The following is a 26356-nucleotide window of genomic DNA, read 5'->3' on the forward strand; positions in this document are numbered from 1 at the left end:
AATCAGTGCTTCATGTGTTTCTTGGTGTGCCGGGTCGGCGCCGTGTTGGCGGGATCATCGGGCCACGGGTGTTTGGGGTAGCGTCCGCGCATTTCCTTTTTAACCTCCTGATAGGCTCCAGCCCAGAAGGCGGCCAGGTCCCGGGTCAGCTGCAGCGGCCGGCGCGCCGGCGACAGCAGCTCAAGCACCAGCGGCACCCGGCCCTCGGCCAGCAGCGGCGAACCGGCCTGGCCAAACATTTCCTGCAGTTTCACCGGCAATACCGGGTCTTCTTGTTCCCGGTAACGAATGGCCGCCCGGGTGCCGGTGGCCAGTTCGAGGTGACCGGGTAGCAGGGTATCCAGCAATTGCCGCTGTGACCAGTCCAGCCGGCTCAGTAAAATCGCGCTCCAGTCGAGTTTGGCCAGCTCGTCCCAGCGTCCGAGCCCGTGCAGATGGGGCGCCAGCCAGTGTTCCGCCTCCGCCAGCCAGGCGGCTTCGTCACATTCCGCAAAGCCTTTGTCGGCCAGTTTTTGTCCGGCCAGCTTCAGTCGCAGCCATATTTGCCGGGCCGCTTCGTTCAGCGGCAGCGCGGCCCAGCCCCGCTTTTGCAGCTCCTGCAACAGACATTGGGCACGCTGCTCCGGGCTGACCGAGTCCAGCGGCGTGCGTCGCAGCACCAGCTGGCCAAAGCACCAGTGGCGTTCGGCCCGCACCCGGTTGGCATTGTCGTCCCATTCCAGCTGCTCGCGCTCGCTGAAACGCGCCGGCACAAAGCGCTGCAACTGCGCCAGCGTCACCGGCTCGGCGGCCTGCACAAACACGCCCCGCTCGCCCCGCCCCAGGGCCGCCACCGCCAGCCAGTCCTTGCCGGTGAGCGGGCTGCCCTCGGGCAGATCGGCACTGAGCCCGCCGGCCAGGCCATAACGGCGCCCGGTGCGCAACTGCCCCACCCATTCGGGTCTGGCATTGGCCAGCAGCGGCCCCACGTAGGTGCCCACCGGCTCGGCCAGGGGCTGATTGACCCGCTCAAACCAACGCCGGGCCCCCGCCCTGAGCCGGCCTCTTGCCGCCAGCAACTGGCCCGACAGCGGACCATCGCCGGGGCGGCTTTCTTCCAGCAGCGCCAGCAGCCAGGCGGCATCGGCCAGGGCGCCGTCATGGCCCTGCCGCTGCCAGTCGAGGGCGGTGAGCAGCAGTTGCCCCAGCCAGGGCTCGGTGCCCAGCTGCCAGACCCGGCGGCCCAGGGCCGTGAGCTGGTGTCCGGCCAGCAGGCCCAGGGCCGCCAGTTGCGCCCGGGCCGCCGCCAGCAACGGCGCCGGTGGCGGCGTGAGCAGCGGCAACTGCTCGGGCTCGGCGCCCCAGGCGGCACACTCCAGCACAAAGCCGGCGAGATCGCTTTGTTCGATTTCCGCCGGCCGGCGCGGCGCCAGCCGCTCCTGTTGCTCCCTGCTCCACAGCCGAATGCACAGGCCCGGCTGCAGTCGCCCGGCCCGGCCGGCGCGCTGGGTGGCCGAGGCCTGACCAATGAGCCGGCTTTGCAACTGGGTGAGGCCGGCCTCGGGGTCGAAACGGGCCTGACGCTCCAGCCCCGCGTCCACCACCATGCGAATGCCTTCAATGGTGAGCGAAGTTTCCGCCACATTGGTGGCCAGTACCACCTTGCGCCGTCCGTCCGCCGCCGGAGCAATGGCCGCCTGCTGCTCCGCCAGGGAAAGACGACCATAAAGCGGCCTGAGTTCAACCTCGGCGGGCAGGCGCTCGCGCAACCAGTCCTCGGTCCGGCGAATTTCCCGCTCCCCGGGCAGAAAGGCCAGCAAGCTGCCCGGCTCACGGTTAAGGGCGTCGAGCACCGCCCGGCCCAGGCTTTCCTCAAGGGGGCTGTGCTGATTGCGCGGCCGGTATTCCAGTTCAACAGGAAAACTGCGGCCCCGGCTGACCACCAGCTCGGCCTCGGGCAACAGGCAGTCCAGCGCCAGACCCTCCAGGGTGGCGGACATCACCATGATCTTGAGGTCGTCGCGCAGCGCCTGACACTCCAGGGCAAAGGCCAGGGCCAGATCCGCCTGCAGGCTGCGCTCGTGAAACTCGTCAAAAATCAGCAACGATATCCCGCTCAGCTCGGGATCCGCCTGCAACATACGGGTCAATACCCCTTCGGTGACCACCTCCAGCCGGGTGTGTTTGCCGCTGCGGCTTTCGCCGCGCATGCGGTAACCCACCGTCTGGCCGGGCTGTTCCCCCAGCTGCGCCGCCAGATACTGGGCAATGGAGCGGGCCGCCAGCCGGCGTGGTTCCAGCATAATGATGCGGCCATCAATGACCGGCTGTTGCAGCAGCCAAAGCGGCAGCCAGGTGGACTTGCCGGCGCCGGGGGGCGCCTCGACGATAATCTGGCTGGCTGCCAGCGCCTGTTGCAGGTGAGGCAGGGCCTCCGTAATGGGTAGCTGATTCACGGAATTACTCGGCTGGCCGGGGGTGGCGCGACTATTGTGCCAAAAGCCCGCGCAAAGCACTACGAGTGCGGATGCTAGCGAAGCCGCCCTTGTGCACATCACCGCCACTGGGAACCCCCTTCAAAGATTGTGTATAGTGGATGACAGTGAAGCCGCCGCGGCTGAATACGCTGATTTGGGCATTGTTGAGTGGTCGTGCCTGAGCCCGGAAACCACCATACGCACCTGCTCCTGGCAAGCCAGGTAAGAGAACTCAATGCTTAAAGTCCGAACCAGCAGCCTGTATACCCTGTTGGCATTTGTGTGCATTTTTGCCGCAGGGGCCTATTACACACACCTGAGCCTGCTGGCGGACCGCAAGGAGCAACTGCTGCTGATGGAAGAAGTGGTGGGCGTGCAGGCCGGCGCCATTGAGCGGCGCCTGACCCGCTCGCTGTCATCCACCTATATTCTCGCCCAGGAAGTACGGCGCAGTAACGGCCAGTTTCGGGATTTCGACAAATTCGCCGAAGAGGTCATGCAAACCCTGGGCGGCGTGTCCAACCTGCAACTGGCGCCGAACGGCATCACCGAAAAAACCTATCCGCTCGAAGGCAATGAAAAGGGCATAGGCCACAACCTGCTGCAGAGTGACCAACGCAAAAAGGAAGCCTGGCAGGCGATTCGCAGCAAAACCCTGACCCTGGCCGGCCCCTTTATGCTGGTGCAGGGACGTGTGGGCATGGTCGGGCGCAACCCGGTGTTTCTGGAGCAAAACGGTGAATCGCGCTTCTGGGGGTTTGCCACAGCCCTGATTTACCTGGACGATTTGCTGGCCTTTACCGAGCTGGATCAGCTGCAGCAAAAAGGCTATGCCTTTACCCTCTCGCGCCTGCATCCCGACACCGGCGAGGTGGATGTGTTTGCCCGCTCTCCCGGCAAGCTGGATGAACAGCGCGTCAGCAAAACCATTCGCGTGCCCAACGGCGAGTGGACCCTGACCATGAGCCGGCCCACCAATTTCACCCTGCCGGTGGTGCTGGGCATGACCCTCAGCCTGGTCACCGCCCTGGTGTTCGCGCTGCTGATACGCCGCATTCTGCGAGAGCCGGAGCGGTTGCGGGAGCTGGTCAAGCAGCAAACCGCCCAACTGGAGCAACTGGCCTTCAATGATGATCTTACCGGCCTGGCCAATCGCCGCTTTCTGACCGAGCAGCTGGAGCAGGCCATTCTGCACAGCCGGCGGGCGGGAGAACGTCTGGCGCTGATGTATCTGGATCTGGATGATTTCAAGCGCATCAATGATTCCTCCGGCCATACCGACGGCGACCGGCTGCTGATTGAGGTGGGCCGGCGCCTGCGCGCCGCAGTAAGAAAAACCGACATCGTCGGACGGCTGGGCGGCGACGAGTTCGCCGTGGTGCTGCTCAATATCAAAAGCGCCGACAATGCCCGGCGGATAGCCGAAAGCATCATCGCCAGCATCAGCAGACCGGTGTCCCTGGCCCAGCATGAAGCGGTGGTGGGCACCAGCATTGGCATTACCCTGGCGCCGGAAGACGGTACCAGCAGCGATGAACTGCTGCGTAACGCCGATCTGGCCATGTACGACTCGAAACGGGCCGGCAAGCTCCAGCTGTCTTTTTACAACCCGGTCATGCAGGAGCAGGCCCTGCACTCGGTCAGGCTCGAAAAGGAACTGCGTCTGGCCCTGGAGCAGCAGCAGTTTTTTCTGGTGTACCAGCCCGTGGTTTCCCTGACGAATGGCCGGGTAGAAAAATTTGAAGCCCTGCTGCGCTGGCATCAGCCGGGGCAGGGCGTGCAGAGTCCGGGCCATTTTATTGCCGTGGCCGAACTGACCGGCCTGATTGTGCCCATCGGCTACTGGGTTATAGAGGCGGCCTGCGGTTTTGTGCAGCGGCAGATGCAGACGGGGCGAACCGTCAAACCGGTGGCGGTCAACCTGAGTGTGTGTCAGTTGCGTGAAGCCAGCTTCGCGGAAAAGGTGCAGGCCCTGCTGGCACGCCTGAAGGTGCCGCCCGAGCTGCTGGAGCTGGAAATTACCGAGTCCATGCTGATGGAAAACGTCGATCTGGCCATGGTGTTGATTGAAAACCTGAAACGCCTGGGTATTCGCATTTCCATTGATGACTTCGGCACCGGCTACTCGTCGTTGTCGCAACTGCGCCAGCTGCCGGTGAACGCCCTGAAGATCGACCGCTCCTTTATCAGAGAGCTGGAAACCAGCCCGGTTGACCAGCAGATGGTGGAAGCCATTACCGCCATGGTGCACAAGCTGGGCCTCAGGGTGGTGGCCGAGGGTATAGAGACCGAACAGCAAATGTGGCTGCTCAGGGACATCGGCTGCGACCACGGCCAGGGTTTTCTGTTTGCCCGGCCACTCGCCCTGGAACAGGCCCTGCAATACCGCGGTCATGACGCCCTGAGGGCGATCACGGGTGCCCGGCCGGGCCATCCATGCGGCGCGGCCGCCGCCGGTTAGCCACAACCTTGAGGAAGCACATGGCCAAACACGACAACCGGCTGTTTCTGGCCTTTCCCGCCGAGACGCTGGCCTCACCACTGAAAAAACTGCAGCAGCGGCTGGACTTGCCCGGCCGGCGCATTCCGCCGCACCAGCTGCACCTGACCCTGCACTTTCTTGGCCAGTGCACTCCGGAGCAACAGACGTCCCTGCTTCAGCAACTGGACAGACTGCCCCTGCCCGCCCTTGAGCTGGTGCTGGACCGGCTGGGCTGCTTTCCCCGGGCCGGCGTGGTCTGGCTGGGGCCGAGCCGTCCGCCAGCGGCGTTAATGGCGCTGGCCGACACCGTGGAGCTAAAATGCCGCGCTCCGGGGGTGGGCAAACCCCACAAGGCCTACCGCCCGCACATCACCCTGTTTCGCCACTGCACCACCGCTGCGCTGCCCGCCATTCCCTCCATGCATTACCGGCCCGAGGCGCTGTGCCTGTACCGCTCCACCCTGACCGACCAGGGACCGGAGTACCACTGCCTCAAGCGCTGGGAGCTGAAGAGGGAATAGGGACTGGGGATTAGGGAATGGGTAACTACACAAACAGCGCCGGGTTGACTTGCGGTGATAACCGGGATTGCCGTATTCGACCGTCACATGCCAGGGATGGCATGTGCCGAGCGTCCATGGGGCGAGTTTGCTCGCCGCGACGAAGTAAAAAAGCCTGACCGAACATTGAGTATGTTCGCAGCAGGCTTTTTTGTTGAGTGGCATTTAATGAAGCGTGTCGAAGGAGGCAACCCGGTTATCGCTGCACGGCGCCGATCCCACAGGCGGCCTTCAACGGCACCTCGGTGTTTAAACCTTCACCGATACCGGCTGGGTCAGGGTCATGCCCTCCGGGGAAATCTCGGCTTTCCAGGCCAGGCATTCCACACCCGCGGCCACGGCCTCGCGCACCAGAGCGGCATATTTTGAATCCAGATGTTCGGCGGGGCTGACCCGCTCAATGCCGGTGTGCAACACGCAAAACAGCATCACGGCTCTGTGCCCGGCCTGAGCGCATTCCATCAGCTCGCGCACATGCTTCTGTGCCCGCACGCTCTGGGTATCGGGAAAAAAGCCCTGTCCTTCCCCTTCGTGCAGGGTCACGCTTTTCACCTCCACATAACAGTCGGGCCGGCCGGGGCCGCTCAGCAGAAAATCGATACGGCTGTTCTCGGCGCCGTAACGCACTTCGGCACGCACTTGTTCATAGCCGGCCAGCGCCGGTATGCGCTGCTCGGCCAGGGCCTCGGCCACCAGCTGGTTGGCCCGGGCGGTGTTGACGCAGATAAAGTCTCCGGCGTCGTCCCGGCAGAGCTCCCAGGTATGGGCATACTTGCGCCTGGGGTTGTCGGCGGTGGAGTAATACACGGTCCAGCCCGGCTCGGCACAACCGGTCATGCGGCCGGTATTGGGGCAATGCAGCGTCAGTATTTGATCGTCGACGATAATGTCGGCCAGAAAGCGTTTATAACGCTGGATCAGTCGTCCGCGGCCCAGCATGGAGGAAAAACGCAAAATAATACCTATAGTTGTTGGAATAACAGGATAATGGTAACCGTAGCAGGGCCGGGGGCTCCAGCCTTGAAAAGCGCAGGGCCCGCCCCCATCTGGTGAGCTCACCAAAGAGGATGCCGCCGCTTTGGGTTGTCAGGGTGGTTTGCCAACACCGGCGGCTGTTGCCGGTGGACCACTTTCGCAGAAACAGCACGGTAAAATTGCGTTGCCAATATGCTTTCTGCTATAGATAGCCGCTTCTCAAGTTAGGTTGGCGCAATATTTGCTTTTTAGGAGATACGGAATGCCAGCAGTCGAAACCAAAAAATCTCTCGGTATTCTGGCTATTGCCGGTGTTGAGCCCTACCAGGCCAAGCCCGACGAAGAATACATGAACGAAGCGCAGAAAACGCACTTCCGCAAGATTCTGGGCGCCTGGCGCAATCAATTGCGCGAAGAAGTGGATCGTACCGTGGGCCACATGAAGGACGAGGCGGCCAACTTCCCCGATCCGGTAGACAGAGCCGCCCAGGAAGAAGAATTCGCTCTTGAGCTGCGCGCCCGGGATCGGGAACGCAAGCTGATCAAGAAGATCGAAAAGACCCTGCAGAAAATCGAGGACGACGACTTCGGTTTTTGCGAGCACTGTGGCGTGGAAATCGGTATTCGCCGTCTGGAAGCCCGCCCCACCGCCGACCTGTGCATCGACTGCAAGACTCTGGCCGAGATCAAGGAAAAGCAGATGGCCGGTTACTGATCGGCCTGATTACGCCATGAACACCACAGCGCCCGACCGCTACACTGGGCGCTTTGCCCCCTCTCCCAGCGGTCCTCTTCATTTTGGCTCCCTTGTCGCCGCCCTCGGCAGTTACCTGCAGGCCCGCAGCCTGGCGGGACGATGGCTGGTGCGCATGGAAGACCTGGACCCACCCCGGGAAGTCCCCGGCGCCGCCGACGACATATTGCGCACCCTGGAGGCCCTGGGCCTGCACTGGGACGGCGAACTGGTGTATCAGAGCCGGCGCCACGGCCGTTATCGGGAAATACTGAACGACTGGGCCGGCCGCGGCCTGACCTACCACTGCCACTGCACCCGCAAGCAGATCGCCGCCGCCGGTGGCCTGTATACCGGCCACTGCCGCGAACTGGGCTTGCCGGAACAAAACGCGGCCGTACGGCTGAACATGACCACGCCCGTCTATGGCTTTCACGATCGGCTGCAGGGCGAAGTGAACGTGGCCGACGCGCTGGCCGAAGAAGACTTTATCGTGCGCCGGCGCGACGGCCTTTATGCCTACAACCTGGCGGTGGTGATCGACGACATGGACGCCGGCGTCACCGAAGTGGTGCGCGGCGCCGACCTGCTGGAGCCCACGGTGCGCCAGATCGCCCTCTACCGGCTGCTGCACGCCCCCGAGCCCGGCTGGCTGCACCTGCCACTGGCGGTGCACGGCGGCCACAAGCTGTCGAAACAGAACCATGCGCCGGCCCTTGATACCCGCGCCCCGGGCCCGGCCCTGTGGCAGGCGCTGGCCTTTCTCGGCCAGCGGCCCCCGGCGGAACTGTTCGGTGCCGGCACGGCCGAGCTGCTGGCCTGGGCGGTGCCCAACTGGCGGCTGGAGCGGGTGCCCAGGGGGCCGCACATCGAGCTGAATTGCGCCGACAGTTCGCATTTTCAGCGCCCTGCGCTATCATAGTGCGCCGATTTTTCAACCCCGAGCCCCGCGAGGTGTCCCATTTTTTCCCAGATTGCCGGCTTTTGTAAAAAGCTGCTGACCCGACAACAGGAGGCGTTGCCCTTGCAACCCGTGGTACTGACGCGCGACCAGCACGGTATTTCGCGCCGACAAATCAGTGAGAACGCCCTCAAGGTACTCTATCGCCTGAACAAGGCAGGCTTTGACGCCTACCTGGTGGGCGGTGGCGTGCGCGACCTGCTGCTGGGGCGCCAGCCCAAGGACTTCGACGTGGCCACCAACGCCACGCCCGAGCAGGTCAAGGGGCTGTTCAGCAACTGCCGGCTGGTGGGACGCCGCTTTCGCCTGGCCCACGTGCTGTTTGGCCGCGACGTGATCGAGGTGGCCACCTTTCGCGGCCATCACCACAGCGTCAACACCAGCAAGCACATCTCCGCCCGCTCCAAGGAAGGCATGCTGCTGCGCGACAATGTCTACGGCACCATCGAGGAAGACGCCGAGCGCCGCGACTTCACCGTCAACGCCCTTTACTACAACATTGCCGACTTCACCGTGCACGGCTTTGCCGGCGGCCTGGCGGATCTGGAGGCCCGCCGTCTGGAGCTGATTGGCGACCCGGAAACCCGCTACCGGGAAGATCCGGTGCGCATGCTGCGGGCGGTGCGCTTCTCCGCCAAACTGGGGCTGTCCATCAGCCCGCGCACCGAGGCCCCGATCAAGGAGCTGGCGCCGCTGCTGGCCGATATTCCCCCGGCCCGGCTGTTTGAGGAAACCCTCAAGCTGCTGCTGGCCGGCCAGGGCGTGGAAACCTACCGCCAGTTACAGCACTACGGCCTGTTCGCGCCCCTGTTTCCGGAAGCCGCCGAGGTCATGGGACGGGGCAACAACCGCTACGGTCGCTTTATCGAGCTGGCTCTGGCCAACACCGACGAACGTATTGCCCAGGATCTGCGGGTGACCCCCGCCTTCCTCTACGCCGCGCTGCTGTGGGGCCCGGTGGAAACCCGCACTCAGGAGTTCGTCAACGAGGGTGGCCTGGGCTATCACGACGCCTTTATGCTGGCCGCCGACGACGTTATTGGCCGCCAGGTGAAAAGCGTGGCCATACCGCGCCGCTTCAGTACCGTGGTACGAGACATCTGGATGCTGCAGGACCGGCTCACCAAACGCGCCGGCAAACGCCCGTTCCGCTTGCTGGAACACCCCAAGTTCCGCGCCGGTTACGATTTTCTGCTGCTGCGGGCCGAGCTGGATCCACGGCTGCGCGAGCTGGCCGACTGGTGGACCGAGTTCCAGCAGGCCAACCCGGTGGATCGTCAGCAACTGAGCCGCAACAGTCAGCGGGACAACGGCCATAACGACGGTGGCGAGCGCAAACGCAAGCGTCCCCGCCGCCGGCCGCGCCGGAGAAAAGAGTCGTGACCACCGTTTACGTCGCCCTGGGTGCCAATCTGAATGCCCCCCTGGCGCGCATTCGCGCCGCCCAGCAGGCCCTGCAGACGCTGGCCGAGCCCGGCAGCCTGCGCCACTCGCCGCTGTATTGCAGCAAACCCATGGGCCCGGCCGATCAGCCGGACTACATCAACGGTGTCTCGGTGTTTGACACCGAGCTGGCCCCTCACGCCCTGCTCGATGCCCTGCAAGGCATCGAGCAGCGTGAAGGCCGGGTGCGCAAGGACGAACGCTGGGGCCCCCGGGCGCTCGATCTCGACCTGCTGCTCTATGGTGAGCAGCGTATCGACGACGAGCGCCTGACCGTGCCCCACTACGGCATGAAGCAACGGGAATTCGTACTCTATCCGCTGGCAGATCTGGCCCCCGGCCTGATTTTACCCTGCGGCACCCCCCTCTCCTCCCTGCTGCAACAGTGCTCCCTTAACGGCATGACTCCACTGCCCGAGCAGTAACAGGAAACCATATGAGCAAAATCACCACCGCCCGGCTGCAGGCCATGAAGCAGGCCGGGGACAAGATCGCCATGATCACCGCCTATGACGCCACCTTTGCCACCCTGTTTGAACAGGCGGGCGTGCACGCCATTCTGATTGGCGACTCCCTTGGCATGGTGCTGCAGGGCGAAAGCAGCACCCTTGGGGTAACCGTGGACGACATGGCCTACCACACCCGCTGTGTGGCCAACGGCTGCGAAAAGGCATTTATCGTCGCCGATATGCCGTTCATGAGCTACAACACGCCCGAGCAGGCCTGCACCAATGCCGCCCAACTGATGCGCGCCGGGGCCCATATGGTGAAGCTGGAAGGCGGCGACTGGCTGGCCGACACCGTGCAGCAGCTCACCCGCCAGGGCGTGCCGGTGTGCGGCCACCTGGGACTGACGCCCCAGTCGGTGCACGTGTTCGGCGGTTTCAAGCTGCAGGGCCGCGAAACCGAGCAGGCCGAACAGATCAAGCATCACGCCCGGACGCTGGAAGCCGCCGGCATTCAGCTGCTGGTGCTGGAGTGCGTACCCAGCCCCCTGGCCGCCGACATCAGCCGCATGCTGTCGATTCCGGTCATCGGCATCGGTGCCGGTGCCGGCACCGACGGCCAGGTGCTGGTGATGCAGGACGCCCTGGGCCTGACCTCCGGCTATGTGCCCAAATTCACCAAGAACTTTCTCGCCGACGGCGGCAATGTAAAGGCCGCCATCGAGACCTATGTGGCCGAGGTGGCCGCAGGCCGCTTTCCCGGTCCCGAGCACAGCTTTAACTGAGGAATTGCCATGCAACTGGTCAGTACCATTGAGCCGCTGCGCGCCACCATCAGCGAGTGGCGCCGCGCCGGACTGCGCATCGGCTTTGTGCCCACCATGGGCAACCTGCACGACGGCCACCTGGAGCTGGTGCGCCGGGCCCGTGAAACAGCCGACAAGGTGGTGGTGAGCATTTTCGTCAACCCCCTGCAGTTTGACCGGGCCGCCGATCTGGCCGCCTACCCGCGCACCCTGGAGCAGGACTGCGAACGCCTGGGCGAGCTGGCGGAGCTGGTGTTTACCCCCACCCCCGAGCTGATGTACCCCAACGGTCAGCATCAGCAGACCAAGGTCAGCGTGCCCGGAGTATCCGAGGTGCTGGAAGGCGCCCTGCGCCCGGGCCATTTCGACGGCGTGAGCACCGTGGTGTGCAAGCTGTTCAACCTGGTGCAGCCGGACGTCGCCTGCTTTGGCGAAAAGGACTACCAGCAGCTGGCACTGATCCGTAAAATGACCGCCGATCTCAACCTGCCGGTGGAGATTATCGGCGTGCCCACGGTGCGCGCCGACGACGGCCTGGCGCTGAGCTCCCGTAACGGTTATCTGACCGAGGCCGAGCGGGCGCTGGCGCCGGAACTGGCCGCCACCATGAACTGGCTGGCCGAGCGGCTGGCTGCCGGCGAACGCGACCTCGAACGGCTGGCCGCCGATGGCCGCGCCCGGCTCGACAGCGCCGGTTTTCGTACCGACGGCATCGACATGGTGGATGCCGATACCCTGACCCCGCTGACCGGAGAAAGCCGGGCGGTGGTGATCCTGATGGCCGCCTTTCTGGGCAAGGCCAGACTGATCGACAACCAGGTGGTGGCACTGTAGAACCATCATCGTTTTTTGGCAGGATAGCCGGACGGGGCGCAGGCAGTGCAGCCCCGATCGCATTGGCACGGTGATCCCGCCCTTTACGCCTCCAAGGCGGTAACAACGGAGACAAGTGAACATGGACATGCAACGCATCATGCTCAGGGGCAAACTGCACCAGGCCCGGGTAACCCACGCCGAGCTCAACTACGAAGGCTCCTGCGCCATCGATCAGGATTTGCTGGACGCGGTCAATATTCGTGAATACGAGCAAATCGACATTTATAACATCGAGAACGGCGAACGTTTTCACACCTACGCCATTGCCGGCGAACGGGGCTCAAAGATGATCTCCCTGAACGGCGCCGCCGCCCGCAAGGCCGCCGTAGGCGACCGCATCATCATCTGCGCCTACGCCCCCATGAGCGAGCAGCAGATAGAAACCTACTCGCCCAACCTGGTCTACCTGGACGCCGGCAACAACATAGTCCGCACCAGCAAGAACATTCCGCTGCAACTGGCCTGAACGCCGGTTTTCACCGCGGTAAACAACAAAGGCAGCCAACTGGCTGCCTTTTTGCTTGATGGTTGCTCTCCGGTCTCGCGGCCGTTTAGTGCCGCAATCCCCGGCCGGTGTGGATCAGATACCAGGCGGCGGTGTAGAAGGCGGCGATAAAGCCAAGAATAATGCCGTAAGCCACGGTTAGCGGCACGTCGGTGATGCCGAGAAAACCGTAGCGAAAGGCGTTCACCATATAGAGCACCGGATTGGCATGGGACACCCCCTGCCAGAAGCCGGGCAGCAGCTCGATGGAGTAGAACACACCGCCCAGGTAGGTCAGCGGCGTCAGCACAAAGGTGGGAATAATGCTGATGTCGTCAAAGGTGCGGGCAAAGATGGCATTGAGCAGCCCGGCCAGGGAAAACAGCACGGCGGTGAGGAACACGGTGACCACCACGCTGAACAGGTGACTCACCTGCAGATCCACGAAGAACAGCGACACCAGGCTGACGATCAGCCCCACCAGCAGGCCCCGAACCACGCCACCACCGACGTAACCGGCGATGATCACATAGGTGGGCACCGGCGCCACCAGCAGCTCTTCCACGTTGCGCTGAAACTTGCTGCTGAAAAACGACGAGGCCACGTTGGAATAGGAATTGGTGATCACCGACATCATGATAAGGCCGGGCACGATAAAGGCCATGTAGGAATAGCCACCCATCTCGCCGATACGGCTGCCGATCAGGTTGCCGAAAATCACGAAATACAGGGTCATGGTAATGGCCGGCGGCACCAGGGTCTGCACCCAGATACGGGTAAAACGTACGATTTCCCGGTGCAGTATGCTTTTAAAAGCGATGTAATACTGTCTGGCGCTCATGCTTTTCTCCCCTGCTCCACCAGTGTCACGAACAATTCTTCCAGCCGGTTGGCCTTGTTGCGCATGCTCAGCACGCGAATGCCCTGCTCGTTGAGCTGGTCAAACACGCCGTTCAGGCCCTGCTCCTTTTTCACTTCCACTTCCAGGGTGTGGTCGTCCACCATCTGCCAGTTAAAGCCCGACAAAAAGGGTTCCCGGCAGTCGGCGGCCAGATCGAGAATAAAGGTTTCCACGTTGAGCTTGCCCAGCAGGCCCTTCATGGTGGTGTTTTCCACCAGCCGGCCCTTGTCGATGATACCGATGTGCCGGCACAGCATCTCGGCCTCTTCCAGATAGTGGGTGGTAAGGATAATGGTGATGCCCTGAGCGTTGATTTCCTTAAGAAAGTCCCACATGGCCCGGCGTATTTCGATGTCCACCCCGGCGGTGGGCTCATCGAGGATCAGCAGTTTGGGCTGGTGCATCAAGGCCCGGGCGATCATCAGCCGGCGCTTCATGCCGCCGGACAGGGTGCGCGCCGGCAAATCCCGCTTTTCCCACAGATCCAGCTGCTTGAGGTAACGTTCGGCCCGGATCAGAGCTTCCTTGCGTTCCACCCCGTACAGCCCGGCCTGGTTAACCACAATCTGGCGCACCTTTTCAAACTGGTTGAAATTGAACTCCTGGGGCACCAGGCCGATGCAGGACTTGGCCTGCTCCAGCTCGGTGTCGATGTCGTGACCGAACACCCGCACGGTGCCGCCGCTCTTGTTGACCAGGGAAGAAATAATACCGATGGTGGTGGACTTACCGGCGCCGTTGGGGCCGAGCAGGGCGTAGAAGTCCCCCGCCTCCACGCCGAGATCGATGCCCTTGAGCGCCTCCACGCCACCGGCGTAGGTCTTGCGCAGGCCGGTGATCTCCAGTGCTTTGGTCATGTTTGCTCCCAATGAAAAACATATGCCTGGACAAGGACCAGGCATATAGAAGGAATGGACGATATAAAAAGCGAGGCGTTACTCCAGCGGCACTACCTTGCCGATATAGGGCAGGTTGCGGTACAGCTGGGCATAGTCGATGCCGTAACCTACCACGAATTCGTCGGGAATGGTAAAGCCGACCCAGTCGACCGGCACCTGCACCTCACGCCGCTCGGGCTTGTCGAGCAGGGTGCAGATAGTGAGCGACGCCGGGTTGCGCAGAGACAGTATTTCCCGCACCTTGCTCAGGGTGTAGCCGGTATCGATGATGTCTTCCACGATCAGCACATGCTTGCCGTGGATCTCGTCGTCCAGATCCTTGAGGATGCGCACGTCCCGGTTGCTGTCCATGCTGTTGCCGTAGCTGGAAGCGGTCATGAAGTCGAGCCGCACCGGCACGGTGAGCTGGCGGCACAGATCGGCCATAAAGACGCAGGAGCCCCGCAGCAGGCCCACCATGACCACTTCGTCGACGCCCTGATAGTGGGTGTTAATCTGTTCGCCCAGGGTCCTGGTTCTGGCATTGACCTCTTCGGTGCCGATCAGCACATCCACGCGGTGTTTCATTGTTACTGCTCCGTTCGGGTAAATAACACCCGGCTGTGATTAAAGCCGTATTTTAGCGGAATTCCCAAACCTGTGCACAAACGCGGATACGCAGCGCGAAACATCAGTGCGGTTGCACTCCGCCGACACGCTTCAAGTACTTCCTTGTAACGCTCGAAAATGCCATCCATGGCATTTTATGGTCGGCTTCGGCAATCCCCACTGCTGCTTCGAGTAACCTCGGCATCGCCTGCATGCAGTCAGCTCAGTACATTCTGAGGAGGACAAAGGGTGTCTGCTTCGCCGCGCCCTCTGCGCCATGGCCGAAAATTGCTCCTGCATGTTCGGCATTCCCGCCATCCCTGGCGGTCAGATGCGCAGTGGAGCCCCCATGGGGCGAGCCTGCTCGCCGTAACGAAATGTTTCAGCCCGACCGAACATTCAGTATGTTCGCAGCGGGTTGAAACATTGAGTGGCATGTCATCACGGCGTGCCGGAGAAGCAGTGCGCTTTGTCCCACGAAGTGCACTGTACCTACAGACAACTGGTTTTGCTTCAAGCTTCCGGCTTCAAGCCTCGCTCTGCGCCATAACCCCAGCGGGCCACCAGATCCTGATCCACGCCCAGGTGATCCAGGATCCGCGCCACCATAAAGTTCACCAGATCGTCAATCGTTTTCGGCTGATGATAAAACCCCGGGGCTGCGGGCATGATGGTCACCCCCATGCGCGCCAGTTTGAGCAGGTTTTCCAGGTGGATCTCCGATAACGGCGACTCGCGAGGCACCAGGATCAACTGACCCTTTTCCTTGATCACCACGTCGGCAGCCCGCTCGATCAGATTGTCGGAGGCACCGCTGGCAATGGAGGCCACCGTGCCCATGGAGCAGGGGCAGATCACCATGCGCCGGGGCGCCCCCGAGCCCGAGGCCACCGGCGAAAACCATTCTTCCTTGCCGTAGGCACGGATCTGGCCAGGCGCGGCGCCGTAGCGTTCACACAGATAGGCGGCCAGTTGTTCCGGCTTGCCCGGCCACTGTTCGCCCTGCTCGGTGGCCAGCACCACCCGGGCGGCACCGGACACCAGCAGGTGCACCTGCATGCCGGCCTTTACCAGACACTGCAGCAGCGCCAGCGCATAAGGCGCGCCGGACGCGCCGCTCAGGGCCAGGGTGATCTGCTGATCACGGGCATACTCAGCCATGGGCCACCTCCAGCGCCGCCAGCAGCTTGCCGTGAATGCCGCCAAAGCCGCCGTTGCTCATGATGAGAATTTCATCACCGGCCTCAGTCTCGCTCACCAGCGCGGTAATCAGCGCATTGAGGTCGTCAAACACCCGGCCTTGCGGGCAACTCCCGGCCACGGCCTGCAGATCCCACTCCAGGCCCGGCGGCTGAAACAGGTAAGTGGCATCGGCCTGTTGCAGCGACCCGGCCAGCTCTTGCTGGTGTATGCCCATTTTCATGGTATTGGAGCGCGGCTCCAGCACCGCCAGCACACGGCGGCCTTCGCTGCGGGCCCTGAGGCCGGCCAGGGTGGTGGCGATGGCGGTGGGGTGATGGGCAAAGTCGTCCCACACGCGAATGCCGGCCACCTCGCCCTTGTGCTCCATACGCCGTTTGGGCGGTACAAAGCCGCACAGGGCACGAATGGCTTCGGCCACCGGCACCCCGGCATGACGGGCGGCAGCCAGCGCCATCAGGCCGTTGTTGACGTTATGCAGCCCCATACAGGACCAGTTCACCTCGCCCACCCGCTCGCCGTCGAGCCAGACCGAAAAGCGGCTGCCGTCGGCGGCCAGCAGCTCGGCGCGCCAGAGACCGTCGTCGCCCACGTATTCCAGCTCGCTCCAGCAGCCCATGTCCTTCACGGTTTCCAGCGCCGGCGTATGAGTGGGCATCAGGATCCGGCCATGGCCGGGCACCATGCGCAGCAGATGATGGAACTGCCGCTGGATCGCCGCCAGATCCGGAAAAATATCCGCATGATCAAACTCGAGATTGTTGAGGATCAGGGTGCTGGGACGGTAGTGCACAAACTTGGATCGCTTGTCGAAAAAAGCGCTGTCGTACTCGTCCGCCTCGATCACGAAAAAGGGCGCTTCGCCCAGCCGGGCAGACACCGCGAAGTTGCCGGGCACACCGCCTATCAGAAAACCGGGCTTCAGGCCGCAATCATCCAGAATATGGGCCAGCATGGCGGAGGTGGTGGTCTTGCCGTGGGTGCCGGCCACCGCCAGTACCCAGCGCTCCTGCAATACATGCTCCAGCAGCCACTGAGGCCCGGAGGTATAGGGAATGCGCCGGTTGAGCACCGCCTCCACACAGGGGTTACCCCGGCTCATGGCGTTGCCGATCACCACCAGATCCGGACAGGGATCCAGCTGGGAAGGATCATAGCCTTCGATCAGTTCGATCCCCTGCTGTTCCAGCTGGGTGCTCATGGGCGGATAGACATTGGCATCGCTGCCGGTGACCTGGTAGCCGAGCTGGCGGGCCAGCACCGCCAGCCCGCCCATAAAGGTGCCACAAATACCGAGAATATGAATGTGCATAGGCTGCCTTCGGCGTAATGAAATTGACGGCATTCTAGCAACCCGGCGGCACTTTGGGCACTGCTCTGGCGATTGATGCGACAGCCCGGTTATAATGCCGGCCTGACATCGCCGTTACCCATTTGTATAACAGATGCAAAGCGGCCGCGGTGGTACACTCGATTCACAATTCCGCAACTGACCATACACAAGGAAACGTCATGAGCCTGAACCTGGTACCGGCCGGTAAGAGCCTGCCCGAAGATATCTATGTTGTTATCGAAATTCCCCAGAACGCCGATCCCATCAAGTACGAAGTCGACAAGGACACCGGCGCCGTGTTCGTGGATCGTTTCATGGCCACTCCCATGTTCTACCCCTGCAACTACGGCTACGTGAACCAGACCCTGTCTCTGGACGGCGACCCGGTAGACGTGCTGGTGCCCACCCCGCACCCGCTGGTGCCCGGCTCCGTGATCCGCTGCCGTCCGGTGGGCGTGCTGAAAATGACCGACGAGTCCGGTGAAGACGCCAAGGTAATCGCCGTTCCCCACAGCAAGCTGACCAAGGAATACGACCACATTCAGAACATCAACGACGTGCCCGAACTGCTCAAGGCCCAGATCAAGCACTTCTTCGAGCGCTACAAGGAGCTGGAAGCGGGCAAGTGGGTGAAAGTAGACGGCTGGGAAGACAAGGCCGCCGCCGAAGCCGAAATTCTGGCTTCCGCCGAGCGTTACAACAAGGCCTGATAATCCCCGGCTTTGGCATACAAAAAAAGAGCACTTCGGTGCTCTTTTTTTGTTGGTGTGGCGGTCAGCCGGTCTTTGAATCATCACTGATGACAAGGCCCTGAACGGGCCGTATGCTGTATGCAGATTGACCGGTTGCCCTATATCATGACGGCGAGGATCCCGAGGCTTGAGACATAGCCGATGAACAGAAGCAACCAAGTCATCCTGGACTTGTCTTTTTGCATTCGGTGCTCCTTTCGAAATTGCAGCCGAATTTTAACATGATGAAAACATAATTAACAAGCCGAATCGATACCATGATCGCCAAACCCGCCACCCAGGATCCCCGGATCAAGAACAGCAAACACCTGCTGCGTGAACTCGCCGAGCAACGCGGTCTGGCCGGCCTGCTGCACGGTGACTCGCCCCACAGCTTTGGCGAACGCTATCGCATGCGTCTGCAGCTGGACGAGGCCGCCCGCCAGAAAAGCCTGGAGACCATCATTCGCCAGGCCCATGAGCAATGCAGCAGCGAGGTGGGCGGCGAGCCGGATCCGGACTGGCTGAGCCACTTTCTGAGTCTTGCCGAAAACATTCGCCACCCCGCCATGCAGCAGTTCTGGGCCAGCATACTGGCCCGGGAAATCGCCCAGCCCGGGCGCTGCTCGGTGCAGGCGCTCACCTGCCTGCGGCGCATGACCCAGAAGGACGCCCTGCTGCTGCAAAAGGCCGGCGCCCTGGCCTGTCACTTCGGCGACGATAATCTGCGGCTGCTCCTCGGTTACCGGCAAAAAGGACTGTGGCAGGGGCTGCGGCAGCAAAAGCTCAGTCCGGGCAAATACCGGCTGCCTTACGCCGGACTGATGCAGCTGTTTGAGCTGGGCCTGTTGCACCAGACCGAGCTGGAATCGGGGGAGCTGACCACCCCCAGTCCGCTGACACTGGTGCTGGGGAGCCGCCGGCTGCAGCTCACCCCCCGCCGCCGGGGTGTGCGGCTGCTGTATTACCGCTTTACCGCCATCGGCAACGAGCTCGCTGCCCTGATGGCGGAGTCGGCGCCAAAGGAATATGTGATGGATTTGATGGATCTGCTGGCCCCGCTGGGCCAGCTGGAACAACAGGAAAGTGGTGCTTAACCGGCGCGCTCAAGGGGAGCCTGTGGAATGTCGGCGTTGGTGTTGAACCAGGCCAGGCTGTCGGCCAGTGAAGCCACCGAGCCGATCACCATCAACGCCGGGCTCTCCACCCGTGAAGCCAGCTCACTCAGCTCGCTCAGCTCACCCCGCACCACCTTCTGCTGCCGGGTCGTGCCCCGCTCGATCAGCGCCACCGGCGTGGCGGCGCTCAGACCGTGCTCCAGCAGCCGTTGCTGAATATGACCGGAGCGCATCAGCCCCATGTAGATCACCAGGGTCTGACGACCACTGGCCAGACTGGCCCAGTCCGGCTCCTCACCGTCTTTTTTGCAGTGCCCGGTAATGAACACCGCGCTCTGGGCATGATCCCTGTGAGTCAGCGGAATGCCGGCATAGGCGGTGGCACCGGCGGCGGCGGTAATGCCCGGCACCACCTGATAGCGAATGCCTGCGGCCACCAGGGTCTCCAGCTCTTCCGCCCCCCGGCCAAACATAAAGGGATCACCGCCCTTGAGCCGCACCACCCGCTTGCCCTGCCGCGCCTGATCCACCAGCAGCTGATTGATTTGCTCCTGAGGCACGCTGTGGTTGCCCGCCTTCTTGCCCACCGGGATCCGCTCCGCCTCCGGGCGGATCAGCGCCATAATCTCGTCGGACACCAGTTGATCGTACAGCACCACATCGGCCTTTTGCAGCTCGTTCAGGGCCTTCACCGTCAGCAGTCCTGAATCGCCGGGACCGGCCCCCACCAGGATCACTTCACCGCTGGAAGGCTGCTGCACTTCCTGCTGCAACCACTTTTCGGCGGCGGCCAGGTTACCGTGTTTAAGGTAGGCATTGAGGGTGCTGTCGTCCTGGGTACGGGCCCAGAACCGGCGACGCTCGTCACTGCTGCCCAGGGTATTTTTCACCCGCTGACGCAGACGACCGGCCACTTCCGCCAGCGCGCCCCAGTGAGACGGCAGCAGGGCATCGATCCGGGCCCGCAGCAGGCGGGCCAGCCAGGGCGCCTTGCCCCCGGTGCTGAGCGCCACCTGCAGCGGAAAGCGTTCCACCACGGACGGGAAGATCACCGCCGAGCGCTTGCTGTCGTCGGCCTTGTTGACCAGCAGGCCGCGCTGGTTGGCGAGCTGATAGACCCGGGCGTTGACTTCCGTGCTGTCGGTAGCGGTCACCACCAGAAAACGACCGTCGAGATGGGATTCGTCAAAGGAATCCTGCAGCCACTCAAAGGCGGGCAACTGCTCCTTCAGCTCGGCACAAAGCTCGGGCGCCACCACGGTCAGCCTGGCCCCCCGGGACAGCAGCAAGCGGGCCTTGCGGGCCGCCACGGCACCGCCGCCCACCACCAGGCAGGAGCGTTGTTCAATGCTGATAAAAAGAGGCAGGTGTTCCATGGCCGGCTCCGCGAATAACGATAGACAGGCTAACTATAAACCGCGGGGCATATAGCCACATAATAATAAAAAATGATTTTTTATGCCTTTAACGAATTAGGGGGCTGCAGAGCTGTACTGAGGTCGAACAAAGGCATGCATTCCCACGCAGATCGTGGGAACGAGTAATTCCATTTCGAGGCCGGAGTTTTGGCCTGTTTCACAGGCCCCGCCAACTAAAGTGGCGGCTACAAAAGCGCTTAAAAGGGAGGACAAGGAGAGCGGCTTCACGACCGATCAAATGCCAGGGATGGCATTTGCCGAGCGACCCACGGATGGGCTTGAAGCGTGTCGTGAAGTCGGCTCCTTGTTCGACCTGCATTGGATTCTGCAGGTTCGCGGGTTAAATACCGCTGCCGTCGGACTCGGGCACTTCGTGCAGGCCGCACTCGCGCTTGAGGCCGTTGAAGCGGGTATCGGCTTCGCTCATGCCCGGCTCCCACTTGGCGGTGGTATGCACATCGCCCACCGACACATAACCCTGCTCCCACAACGGGTGGTACGGCAGGTCGTGATCCTTCAGGTAGTAGTGCACATCCTTGTTGCTCCAGTCGATGATCGGCAGGAACTTGAACAGCCCATTCTGCACCCCCAGCACTTCAAGCCCTTCCCGGGTATCGGACTGGCTGCGGCGCAGACCGGCAAACCAGACGCCGGCGTTCAGCTCCCGCAGGGCTCGCTGCATCGGTTCCACCTTGTTGAGGTGGTTGTAGCGGCTGATGCCTTCCACCCCCTGCTCCCACAGCTTGCCGTAGCGGGCTTCCTGCCAGGCGGCAGACTCCGCCGCCCGGTACACCTTCAGGTTTAGCCTGAGCCGTTCGGTCAGCTCGTCGATAAAGCGGTAGGTCTCGGGAAACAGGTAGCCGGTATCGGTGAGGATCACCGGAATATCGACCCTGGCCTGGGTCACCAGGTGCAGCATCACCGCCGCCTGAATGCCGAAACTGGAGGAGAGCACCGGCTCTCCCGGCAGGTTGTCCAGCGCCCAGCGCACCCGCTCGGGAGCGCTCAGGGCCACCAGCTCACGATTAATCGGCGCCAGGGCTTCGGCCTGCTCCTGCCGGGTCAGGCCGGTCAGCTCCTCCAGCGCGGGTAACACACTAGACTGCATAAAAATCCCTCGCGGAGTCGACCACCGGCGCGATAATGCCGGCGCGGATCACGAAGTCGCCAAAGCCTTCACCGCTTTCACGCTCGGCGGCCCAACGGCCCACCAGGGCGTCGATCTCTTCCAGGATCTGCCGGTCGGTAATGTTTTCCCTGTACATGCGCGGAATGCGGGTGCCTTCCCGGTTGCCGCCCAGGTGCAGGTTGTAGCGCCCCGGCGCCTTGCCCACCAGGCCGATCTCCGCCAGCATGGCGCGGCCACAGCCGTTGGGGCAGCCGGTGACCCGGAAGATAATGCTGTCGTCGTTCACGCCGTGCTTGGCCAGCACGCCTTCGATTTCGGTGACGAATTCCGGCAGGAAGCGCTCGGCTTCGGCCATCGCCAGCGGACAGGTCGGCAGCGCCACACAGGCCATGGAGTTCTGCCGCTGCGCGGACACGCTGTCGTCCAGCAGACCGTATTGCCGGGCCAGGGCTTCAATCTGCGCCTTCTGCTCCGCCGGCACACCGGCGATGATCAGATTCTGGTTGGCGGTCAGGCGGAAGTCGCCCTGATGCACCTTGGCAATCTCGGCCATGCCGGTTTTCAGCGGCTTGCCCGGATAATCCAGAATACGGCCATTCTCGATAAACAGGGTCAGGTGGTGCTTGCCGTCGATGCCTTCCACCCAGCCAAAACGATCGCCGCGACCGGTGAACTCGTAAGGACGGCTTTCTTCAAACTGAATGCCCGCCCGTTTTTCTACCTCGGCCTTGAACGCCTCCACACCGAAGCGCTCCAGAGTGTATTTGGTCTTGGCGTTCTTGCGCTCGGAGCGGTTACCCCAGTCGCGCTGGGTGGTGACCACGGCTTCCGCTACCGCCAGGGTGTGGGACAGCGGAATAAAGCCGAAGTCGCTGGCCTTGCGCGGATAGGTGTTGGTGTCGCCGTGGGTCATGGCCAGACCTCCGCCCACCAGCACGTTGAAGCCCACCAGCTTGCCGTTGTCGGCGATGGCCACAAAGTTCAGATCGTTGGCGTGCACGTCCACGTCGTTCTGCGGCGGGATCACCACCGTGGTCTTGAACTTGCGCGGCAGGTAGGTGGAGCCCAGAATCGGCTCTTCGTCGGTGGTTTCCAGCCGCTCACCGTCCAGCCAGATCTCCGCATAGGCCCGGGTCCTGGGCAACAGGTGCTCGGAGATCTTCTTGGCCCACTCGTAGGCTTGCTGATGCAGCTCGGACTCCACCGGGTTGCTGGTGCACAGCACGTTCCGGTTTACATCGCCGGCGGTGGCGATGGAGTCGATGCCGGTCTTGTTCAGGGTCTGGTGCATCAGCTTGATGTCGCGCTTGAGCACACCGTGAAACTGAAAGGTCTGACGGGTGGTCAGGCGAATACTGCCGTACATGGTGTGATCGGCGGCAAACTTGTCGATCACCAGCCACTGCTCGGGAGTGATGATACCGCCGGGCAGACGGGCGCGCAGCATCACATTGTGCAGGGGCTCCAGCTTCTGGGCGGTACGCTCGTTGCGAATGTCGCGGTCGTCCTGCTGATACATGCCGTGAAAACGGATCAGCTGGAAGTTGTCGCCGTTAAAGCCACCGGTCAGCGGATCCTGCAGATCCTGCTCTATGGTGCCGCGCAGGAAATTGCTCTCGCGCTTGAGGCGTTCGTTGTCGGACAGTTTTTGCTCGCTCATCTTAATAAACATCCCTTTGGTAACGCTTGGCGCTGCGCAGCGCATCCACATAGTCTTCGGCCTGCTCGCGGGTCTTGCCGCCGTGCTCGGCCACCAGCTCGATCAGGGCCTCGTGTACGTCCTTGGCCATGCGGGTGGCGTCACCGCACACATAGAAGTGGGCGCCCTGCTCCAGCCAGGCATACACCTCGGCACCCTCTTCCTTCAGCTTGTGCTGCACATACACTTTCTCGGCCTGATCCCGGCTGAACGCCAGGGAGATTTTGCTCAGCAGGCCGGACTTGACGTAACGCTGCCACTCCAGCTGATACAGGAAGTCCTGGGTGAAGTGAGGGTTGCCGAAGAACAGCCAGTTCTTGCCCTCGGCACCGCGGGCGTCCCGCTCCTGCATAAAGGCGCGGAAGGGTGCGATACCGGTGCCCGGGCCCACCATGATCACCGGGGTATTGTCGTCGGCGGGCAGGCGGAAGTTATCATTGTGCTCCACGAATACCCGTACCTTGCCGCCTTCTTCCAGCCGGTCGGCCAGGTAGGAAGAGGCGCCGCCGGCACGGGCTTCACCGTCGTGATCGAAACGCACCACGCCCACGGTCAGATGCACTTCCTCGTCCACTTCCGCCTGGGAAGAGGCGATGGAATACAGCCGCGGGGTCAGCCGGCGCAGGGCTCCCTGCAGTTGCTCGGCGGTCAGTGCCACCGGCTGCTCGGCGACGATGTCCCGGATCTGATGCTTGGCACAGTACTCGCGCAGGGCGGCCTTGTCTTCGATCAGCGCCTTGAGCTTGTCAGAGCCGGACAGTTCGGCATAGGCCTGCACAAAACTGGCATAGCCCTGGGTCAGCTCATAGTGGTTGATCAGCGCCTCGCGCAGCGGCAGGGTCTTGTCGTCCACCTTGACGCCGGTGTCGCCGGACAGTTCCACCAGTTGCAGCAGACCGTCCACCAGCGCTTCGTCGTTGGTAAACCAGATCCCCAGGGCGTCGCCGGGCTGATAGGTCAGGCCGGAGTCTTCCAGGGAAATCTCGATATGGCGCACATCCCGGTCGGAATCCCGGCCGGTGATCTTCTGGTTGGTGGACAACTCGGCGGCAAAGGGGTTCTTCTTGCTGTACAGGCTGGCCACGCCCTGAGTGGCGGGCACCCCCGGCACCACCTGGTTGGCGGCGTCGGCGGACAGGGCGTCTTTCAGCAGCTCAAAGGCGGCATTGCCCCACTCGGTGGCCGGGCCTTCGTAGTCCACGTCGCAGTCGAGGCGGGCCAGCAGCGGCCTGGCACCGGCCTTGCTCAGGTATTCGTCAAAGTCCTTGCCGGTCTGGCAAAAGAATTCGTAGGAGGAATCCCCCAGGCCGATCACGCCATAGCTCAGGCCATCCAGCTTGCCGGCCTTGCCGGCCTTGAGCTGCTTGTGGAATTCAATGGCGTCATCGGGGGCCTCGCCCTCGCCATTGGTGCTGGCCACGATCAGCACATGGGTTTCCTTCTTGAGCTGCTTGATCTTGTAGTCGGCCACGTTGAACAGCTCGGCGGCCACGCCGCTGGCATCAGCCTGGGCCTTGAGGGCCTCGGCCACGCCCTTGGCGTTGCCGGTTTGCGAAGCGTAGAGAATGGTCAGCTTGCCTGCGGGCTGCGCGGCGGCGGCGGGCTGGGCCGCAATGGCCTGGCCATGCTGGCTGATGCCATAGAGGTAGCCGCTGACCCAGGCCAGCTGGGTGGCGTTGAGCTCGGCCGCCACCTGAGTGAGCTTGTGTACCTGTTGTTCATTGAGCGGGCTGGCGGCCGCCGCGAGTTCTTTTAAAAGCATGACATTGGCTTCCACTTTTCCAGAGTGGACATAGCTTAAGCCAGGGCAGGCAAAAACAATAAAGAATAAAGGGTGATTTTTTATTCGTTAAAAGAATATGACTTTAAGGTGAAACGTAAAAAGTAAGACGTAAGACGAGATATCTAATGGAGTGCCCCCGATAAAGTAGACACTTAAGTTAAGCGGCAGCTGCGTAGGCATCGGGAGTCATCCCTCCCAGCGCCATGTGGCGCCGCACTTTCGGGTAATACTCGTCTGTATAATACCGGACTTCATCTGCCATTTCGTCTCTTCCGAGCACGCCCAGAGGGCGAGTCCACTCCTTCTTGAGTAGCGCGAAGAAGCTTTCCGAACAGGCGTTATCCCAGCAGTTACCTCGGCGTGACATGCTGATGGTGATTCCCCGTGTATTCAGCCATCTCATCACCTCTCCGTTGCGATACTGACTCCCTTGGTCCGAGTGGAACAACAGCTGTTTCCCATCTGGCCGCTGATGTTGCCATGCCTGCTCAAGGGCCTCCAGCACCAGTTGGGCGCTATTGATGGCACCCATGGCTCGGCCCACCACGCGGCGTGTGCCCAGGTCTAGGACTGCTGCGATGTAGAGCCAGCCTTCACTGCACCGGATTTGGGTGATATCTGATACCCAAACTCGGTTCGCTGAACCCACCGAGAACTGGCGATTCAACAGATTCGGTAACACAGGCAAGGACGATGTTGGCTTTTGATATCCTGCTTTAGGAGCCGTGCATGAACGATAACCAGCGTCTCTCAGCAAGCGCTGAACCTGGTTCTTGCCGCAGCAGAACCCGGCATCCCGTGCTTCCAGCCACAGCTTGCGATAACCCGGCACATTCTTCAGTTGCCTGGCTCGCTCGAGCAGGAAGGTGTTCAGCGTCCGTCGCTCGATGGCACGCGCCCCCGGAGAGTGTTGACGTGTTCGCCAGCGATAATATCCCGCTCGTGACACGTCGAGTACTTCACACATTATCGAGACCCGCCAGCGTTGACTTCGGTGGGCCTCGATAAAGGCAAACCTTACTTGCCGTGCTTGGCGAAGTACTCTTGCGCCTTTTTTAGGATTTCGTTCTCCAGCTCTTTCCGCTCAAGCTGCTTCTTCAGCCGAGCTACCTCGCGCTCCAGCTCCTGCAGGCTTTTTTCTGGTCCGGTGTTTTCAACGGCTTTGTCGGATGATTTCTTGGTCATGCTCCACTCTCTACGCCAGCGACTCAATTGGTTAGGATGGATCCCAAGTCTGCCAGCAAGCTGAGCTTGTGTCTCTGTGGTGGAGAGCGAGGCCTCGACGGCCTCACGTTTGAATGCATCGCTAAAGCGACGGTGGGGTTTGTATTTCAT

General features: G+C 62.1%; 23 protein-coding genes. 11 read left to right on the plus strand and 12 right to left on the minus strand.

Features of this window, described 5'->3' with window-relative positions:
* Positions 1 to 2 precede the first annotated feature (2 nt).
* Entirely contained in the window at positions 3 to 2435 is a 2433-nt protein-coding gene (gene hrpB / locus PU634_RS14175; RefSeq protein WP_306761423.1) for an ATP-dependent helicase HrpB, read from the minus strand.
* A gap of 256 nt (positions 2436 to 2691) precedes the next feature.
* Here hrpB and PU634_RS14180 point away from each other — a divergent pair, with 256 nt between their 5' ends.
* Positions 2692 to 4917, plus strand: coding sequence for a bifunctional diguanylate cyclase/phosphodiesterase (locus PU634_RS14180; protein WP_306761424.1), 2226 nt, complete (start codon positions 2692 to 2694; stop codon positions 4915 to 4917).
* A 20-nt stretch (positions 4918 to 4937) separates the two neighbouring features.
* On the plus strand, positions 4938 to 5459 hold the full coding sequence (gene thpR, locus PU634_RS14185) for an RNA 2',3'-cyclic phosphodiesterase (protein WP_306761425.1): 522 nt from the start codon (positions 4938 to 4940) through the stop codon (positions 5457 to 5459).
* A 288-nt stretch (positions 5460 to 5747) separates the two neighbouring features.
* Here thpR and sfsA read toward each other — a convergent pair whose 3' ends face one another.
* On the minus strand, positions 5748 to 6452 hold the full coding sequence (gene sfsA, locus PU634_RS14190) for a DNA/RNA nuclease SfsA (protein ID WP_306761426.1): 705 nt from the start codon (positions 6450 to 6452) through the stop codon (positions 5748 to 5750).
* 283 nt (positions 6453 to 6735) lie between these two features.
* Between sfsA and dksA the strand changes: the two genes are divergently transcribed.
* The 7 genes from dksA (at position 6736) to panD (ending at position 12204) form a co-directional block, all read left to right on the plus strand.
* Positions 6736 to 7188 (plus strand): RNA polymerase-binding protein DksA, encoded by a 453-nt coding sequence (gene dksA / locus PU634_RS14195; RefSeq protein ID WP_306761427.1) that lies wholly within the window; start codon positions 6736 to 6738, stop codon positions 7186 to 7188.
* Positions 7189 to 7204: 16 nt separating this feature from the next.
* The gene (gluQRS, locus tag PU634_RS14200; RefSeq protein WP_306761428.1) at positions 7205 to 8128 is read left to right on the plus strand and encodes a tRNA glutamyl-Q(34) synthetase GluQRS; all 924 of its coding nucleotides are present in this window, start codon (positions 7205 to 7207) and stop codon (positions 8126 to 8128) included.
* A gap of 72 nt (positions 8129 to 8200) precedes the next feature.
* The gene (pcnB, locus tag PU634_RS14205) at positions 8201 to 9550 is read left to right on the plus strand and encodes a polynucleotide adenylyltransferase PcnB (protein WP_306763701.1); all 1350 of its coding nucleotides are present in this window, start codon (positions 8201 to 8203) and stop codon (positions 9548 to 9550) included.
* Positions 9547 to 10035, plus strand: a complete 489-nt coding sequence (gene folK / locus PU634_RS14210; RefSeq protein ID WP_306761429.1) for a 2-amino-4-hydroxy-6-hydroxymethyldihydropteridine diphosphokinase — start codon at positions 9547 to 9549, stop codon at positions 10033 to 10035. Before pcnB ends, folK begins: the two co-directional genes overlap by 4 nt.
* 11 nt (positions 10036 to 10046) lie before the next feature.
* The gene (gene panB, locus PU634_RS14215; protein ID WP_306761430.1) at positions 10047 to 10841 is read left to right on the plus strand and encodes a 3-methyl-2-oxobutanoate hydroxymethyltransferase; all 795 of its coding nucleotides are present in this window, start codon (positions 10047 to 10049) and stop codon (positions 10839 to 10841) included.
* 9 nt (positions 10842 to 10850) lie between these two features.
* Positions 10851 to 11696 carry a pantoate--beta-alanine ligase gene (gene panC / locus PU634_RS14220; protein WP_306761431.1) on the plus strand — a complete coding sequence of 282 codons (846 nt, stop codon included), beginning with the start codon at positions 10851 to 10853 and terminating at the stop codon, positions 11694 to 11696.
* 121 nt (positions 11697 to 11817) lie between these two features.
* Positions 11818 to 12204: an aspartate 1-decarboxylase gene (gene panD, locus PU634_RS14225; protein ID WP_442604697.1), complete on the plus strand. Its 387-nt coding sequence runs from the start codon at positions 11818 to 11820 to the stop codon at positions 12202 to 12204.
* Between the two features lie 85 nt (positions 12205 to 12289).
* Here panD and PU634_RS14230 read toward each other — a convergent pair whose 3' ends face one another.
* From PU634_RS14230 to mpl, 5 genes are all read right to left on the minus strand, one after another.
* On the minus strand, positions 12290 to 13063 hold the full coding sequence (locus tag PU634_RS14230; RefSeq protein WP_306761432.1) for an ABC transporter permease: 774 nt from the start codon (positions 13061 to 13063) through the stop codon (positions 12290 to 12292).
* Complete coding sequence (locus tag PU634_RS14235) at positions 13060 to 13980, minus strand: ABC transporter ATP-binding protein (RefSeq protein WP_306761433.1); 921 nt, start codon at positions 13978 to 13980, stop codon at positions 13060 to 13062. Before PU634_RS14235 ends, PU634_RS14230 begins: the two co-directional genes overlap by 4 nt.
* 78 nt (positions 13981 to 14058) lie before the next feature.
* Positions 14059 to 14589, minus strand: coding sequence for a hypoxanthine phosphoribosyltransferase (hpt, locus tag PU634_RS14240; RefSeq protein WP_306761434.1), 531 nt, complete (start codon positions 14587 to 14589; stop codon positions 14059 to 14061).
* Positions 14590 to 15123: 534 nt separating this feature from the next.
* Positions 15124 to 15771: a flavin prenyltransferase UbiX gene (locus tag PU634_RS14245; protein ID WP_306761435.1), complete on the minus strand. Its 648-nt coding sequence runs from the start codon at positions 15769 to 15771 to the stop codon at positions 15124 to 15126.
* The gene (gene mpl, locus PU634_RS14250; protein ID WP_306761436.1) at positions 15764 to 17122 is read right to left on the minus strand and encodes a UDP-N-acetylmuramate:L-alanyl-gamma-D-glutamyl-meso-diaminopimelate ligase; all 1359 of its coding nucleotides are present in this window, start codon (positions 17120 to 17122) and stop codon (positions 15764 to 15766) included. Before mpl ends, PU634_RS14245 begins: the two co-directional genes overlap by 8 nt.
* 200 nt (positions 17123 to 17322) lie before the next feature.
* Between mpl and ppa the strand changes: the two genes are divergently transcribed.
* Entirely contained in the window at positions 17323 to 17853 is a 531-nt protein-coding gene (ppa, locus tag PU634_RS14255; protein ID WP_306761437.1) for an inorganic diphosphatase, read from the plus strand.
* Between the two features lie 299 nt (positions 17854 to 18152).
* Positions 18153 to 18971, plus strand: a complete 819-nt coding sequence (locus tag PU634_RS14260; RefSeq protein ID WP_306761438.1) for a TIGR03899 family protein — start codon at positions 18153 to 18155, stop codon at positions 18969 to 18971.
* Here the strand turns inward: PU634_RS14260 and cysG are convergent.
* The 5 genes from cysG to PU634_RS14285 form a co-directional block, all read right to left on the minus strand.
* Positions 18968 to 20368 (minus strand): siroheme synthase CysG, encoded by a 1401-nt coding sequence (cysG, locus tag PU634_RS14265; protein ID WP_306761439.1) that lies wholly within the window; start codon positions 20366 to 20368, stop codon positions 18968 to 18970. The two genes, PU634_RS14260 and cysG, sit on opposite strands and share 4 nt — an antisense overlap.
* Before the next feature lie 382 nt (positions 20369 to 20750).
* Positions 20751 to 21518 carry a phosphoadenylyl-sulfate reductase gene (locus tag PU634_RS14270; RefSeq protein WP_306761440.1) on the minus strand — a complete coding sequence of 256 codons (768 nt, stop codon included), beginning with the start codon at positions 21516 to 21518 and terminating at the stop codon, positions 20751 to 20753.
* Positions 21508 to 23211 (minus strand): assimilatory sulfite reductase (NADPH) hemoprotein subunit, encoded by a 1704-nt coding sequence (gene cysI, locus PU634_RS14275; protein ID WP_306761441.1) that lies wholly within the window; start codon positions 23209 to 23211, stop codon positions 21508 to 21510. Before cysI ends, PU634_RS14270 begins: the two co-directional genes overlap by 11 nt.
* Positions 23201 to 25000, minus strand: coding sequence for an assimilatory sulfite reductase (NADPH) flavoprotein subunit (locus PU634_RS14280; RefSeq protein WP_306761442.1), 1800 nt, complete (start codon positions 24998 to 25000; stop codon positions 23201 to 23203). The genes cysI and PU634_RS14280 overlap by 11 nt, the downstream gene beginning before the upstream one ends.
* Positions 25001 to 25178: 178 nt before the next feature.
* Positions 25179 to 26356 (minus strand): IS3 family transposase gene (locus PU634_RS14285; protein ID WP_306760800.1). Its coding sequence is split into 2 segments (ribosomal slippage): positions 25179 to 26065 and positions 26065 to 26356, totalling 1179 coding nucleotides; the frame shifts between segments, so codons are not numbered across the junction.

It is taken from the genome of Oceanimonas pelagia, assembly GCF_030849025.1.
GTDB lineage: Bacteria > Pseudomonadota > Gammaproteobacteria > Enterobacterales > Aeromonadaceae > Oceanimonas > Oceanimonas pelagia.

Coding starts and splice junctions, on each gene's coding strand:
- PU634_RS14180 (WP_306761424.1), top strand. CDS start 2,692: ATGCTTAAAGTCCGAACCAGCAGCCTGTATACCCTGTTGGCATTTGTG.
- thpR (WP_306761425.1), top strand. CDS start 4,938: ATGGCCAAACACGACAACCGGCTGTTTCTGGCCTTTCCCGCCGAGACG.
- dksA (WP_306761427.1), top strand. CDS start 6,736: ATGCCAGCAGTCGAAACCAAAAAATCTCTCGGTATTCTGGCTATTGCC.
- gluQRS (WP_306761428.1), top strand. CDS start 7,205: ATGAACACCACAGCGCCCGACCGCTACACTGGGCGCTTTGCCCCCTCT.
- panB (WP_306761430.1), top strand. CDS start 10,047: ATGAGCAAAATCACCACCGCCCGGCTGCAGGCCATGAAGCAGGCCGGG.
- panC (WP_306761431.1), top strand. CDS start 10,851: ATGCAACTGGTCAGTACCATTGAGCCGCTGCGCGCCACCATCAGCGAG.
- panD (WP_442604697.1), top strand. CDS start 11,818: ATGGACATGCAACGCATCATGCTCAGGGGCAAACTGCACCAGGCCCGG.
- PU634_RS14230 (WP_306761432.1), bottom strand. CDS start 13,063: ATGAGCGCCAGACAGTATTACATCGCTTTTAAAAGCATACTGCACCGG.
- PU634_RS14235 (WP_306761433.1), bottom strand. CDS start 13,980: ATGACCAAAGCACTGGAGATCACCGGCCTGCGCAAGACCTACGCCGGT.
- hpt (WP_306761434.1), bottom strand. CDS start 14,589: ATGAAACACCGCGTGGATGTGCTGATCGGCACCGAAGAGGTCAATGCC.
- PU634_RS14245 (WP_306761435.1), bottom strand. CDS start 15,771: ATGGCTGAGTATGCCCGTGATCAGCAGATCACCCTGGCCCTGAGCGGC.
- mpl (WP_306761436.1), bottom strand. CDS start 17,122: ATGCACATTCATATTCTCGGTATTTGTGGCACCTTTATGGGCGGGCTG.
- ppa (WP_306761437.1), top strand. CDS start 17,323: ATGAGCCTGAACCTGGTACCGGCCGGTAAGAGCCTGCCCGAAGATATC.
- PU634_RS14260 (WP_306761438.1), top strand. CDS start 18,153: ATGATCGCCAAACCCGCCACCCAGGATCCCCGGATCAAGAACAGCAAA.
- cysG (WP_306761439.1), bottom strand. CDS start 20,368: ATGGAACACCTGCCTCTTTTTATCAGCATTGAACAACGCTCCTGCCTG.
- PU634_RS14270 (WP_306761440.1), bottom strand. CDS start 21,518: ATGCAGTCTAGTGTGTTACCCGCGCTGGAGGAGCTGACCGGCCTGACC.
- cysI (WP_306761441.1), bottom strand. CDS start 23,211: ATGTTTATTAAGATGAGCGAGCAAAAACTGTCCGACAACGAACGCCTC.
- PU634_RS14280 (WP_306761442.1), bottom strand. CDS start 25,000: ATGCTTTTAAAAGAACTCGCGGCGGCCGCCAGCCCGCTCAATGAACAA.